Genomic DNA, 2,119 nt, shown 5'->3' with positions numbered 1-2,119 from the left:
ATGAGGTTTCCTGATGGGACAGACGCAAAGCCGGCGCTTATTGGAGCGAGCGTTTGGGGGAGGGGCGGGACCAGCAGCTCAATGGCAGATCCTCGAGACGTTGACGCAGGGTGTCGCCGTGACGGGCGGCATCGCTGAGCAGGGCGCCGAATTCGGGGCTTTCGGTGAATTCAGGTGGCATTTGCATCGCAATGAGCACGCACAGCGAGAGGTTTTCACCGTCTAGTCCATATCGCCGCGCACGGCTCACCTGGGTGTGCAAGCGTTGCAGAGGTTGCTCGCCATACGGCATCGCGGCATCCAGACACAAGACATGCCATTGCGCCAGCAGCCGCTGAACGATCGGCACATGATCAAGACGCTGCCACTGCGCATCATCCAGGTGGAACCCTTGCGAACCAGGACGAATGAGCGCGCCCTCGCCTGCCTCGACGCCAGCTATCGATTTGAATTGGCCCAGGTCATCATGAAACATCCAGGTCGCCGGTCCCGCCAAGGCCAACCGCTGGTCTGGCGTGAGGATGGGCCAGAGCGTCTCAATGCAAGCGGGGTTGTACCAGGCGATCCAGCGCCTGTGGCCATCCTTGCGAACGCCAACGGAGACGGTATTGATTCGCCAGCACAGGGTGGCCGGTACTTCGGGAGAGATGATCCACCCGCAGACGGCGCGCTCAGCCTGACCTGGATCATCGTTGGTATGCAGGACATTGACGCGCTGGCCGAGCACGGTTTCCGCGTAAGACTGCGTGATGCTGGCTTCCAGCAGGGGATCATCGAGTGCGCTGTGGGTCTCGCCAGCGCCTTGCGCCTCATGGAGGCCACCCAGTAGGATCAGACGGGGCAGCTTGTTGAGCGCCCATCGTTGCGCAGAGGTAAAGGCTGGCTGGATCAACAGCGGCAAGCGCACCTCATCCTCGGCCAAGGACAAGGGATCACATAGTTCGGGAGCATAGAGCAGATAGAGCCGCGCCTGGCCATGTCTGCGCAGGGAAGAGGTCAATGCGTCAAGGAGGGTACGGCGGAATTGGGATAAGGAGGGTTGGCGAGGAGAATGCATGCTTCGATAGGCACATGGGCGTGAACACTTTAGGGGATGGCCATTTTGTGTTTTTTGCGCCAGGGGATATATCGAAAAAGATCTAGATTTTGGGGTTTCTGGGACGGGAGAAGAAAAGGGCTGAAGACCGGGGTGAAGAAGGTTTCGGCTTTCTTGTTAGGAAAGGGAATCTTCGGATAGGAATTGAAGGACTAGGTGGCGGGAAAAGCTCGCTTGCGCGGGCTTCCGGTTGGCTGGCTGGGCTTGGATTGTGTCATGCGAGCGAGGGATTCGCCCACGTGCCGCGGGCCCGGTTTCGCTTGCAAGCGAAACCTTTCGAATCCCCCCCCGCGATGTGCTCAAGCACATCGCTAGGGGACGCCAAACAAAAAAGCCCGCTTGCGCGGGCTTTCGGCTGGCTGTGTTAGCTTGGATTGCGTCATGCACGCGCTCTACCGTCCTCTCACGCTCGCTGCGCGAGCGAGGGATTCGCCCACGTGCCGCGGGCCCGGTTTCGCTTGCAAGCGAAACCTTTCAAATCCCCCCCGCGATGTGCTCAAGCACATCGCTAGGGGACGCCAAACAAAAAAGCCCGCTTGCGCGGGCTTTTCTATTTGGCGTCCCCTGGGGGATTCGAACCCCCGTACTCACCGTGAAAGGGTGATGTCCTAGGCCTCTAGACGAAGGGGACAAAACGGTCACAACTACAATATTCCTCGAATCAGCTCTTCCGCCAATTCACCCCACATATCATGCGGGTCGCTGGTGGAGGTAAGCGGGATCGAACCGCTGACCTCTTGCATGCCATGCAAGCGCTCTCCCAGCTGAGCTATACCCCCTGCGAAAGGAAAAGTCCCACACTCCGGACTATCCAACCTCAAGGTAGCCTGACCGGTCAGATCAGACTACTTACTACCTGGCGTCCCCTGGGAGATTCGCCCACATCCTGCGGGCCGCGGAATCGCTTGCAAGCGATTCCCTTCGAATCCCACGCGATGTGCTCAAGCACATCGCTGGACTTTTATAGCCCNAGCTTCGTTGGACTATTTTCTTACCTGGCGTCCCCTGGGGGATTCGAACCCC

General features: G+C 59.1%; 1 protein-coding gene and 2 tRNA genes. All 3 read right to left on the bottom strand.

The features are described 5' to 3' along the window. Positions 1-37: 37 nt before the first annotated feature. The 3 genes from I5W_RS28355 to I5W_RS28345 all read right to left on the bottom strand — a co-directional run bounded on the left by I5W_RS28355 (position 38) and on the right by I5W_RS28345 (position 1,875). Positions 38-928 carry a hypothetical protein gene (locus tag I5W_RS28355; RefSeq protein WP_159106166.1) on the bottom strand — a complete coding sequence of 297 codons (891 nt, stop codon included), beginning with the start codon at positions 926-928 and terminating at the stop codon, positions 38-40. A 723-nt stretch (positions 929-1,651) separates the two neighbouring features. Continuing rightward, positions 1,652-1,727 (bottom strand) — tRNA-Glu (locus tag I5W_RS28350). 72 nt (positions 1,728-1,799) lie between these two features. Then, positions 1,800-1,875 (bottom strand) — tRNA-Ala (locus I5W_RS28345). Between the last annotated feature and the right edge of the window lie 244 nt (positions 1,876-2,119).

The organism is Herbaspirillum sp. B65 (genome assembly GCF_000333555.1).
Classification (GTDB): Bacteria; Pseudomonadota; Gammaproteobacteria; order Burkholderiales; family Burkholderiaceae_D; genus Herbaspirillum; species Herbaspirillum rubrisubalbicans.
The sequence above is the reverse complement of the archived record's forward strand: the minus strand, read 5'-3'. Positions and strand labels throughout refer to the sequence as shown.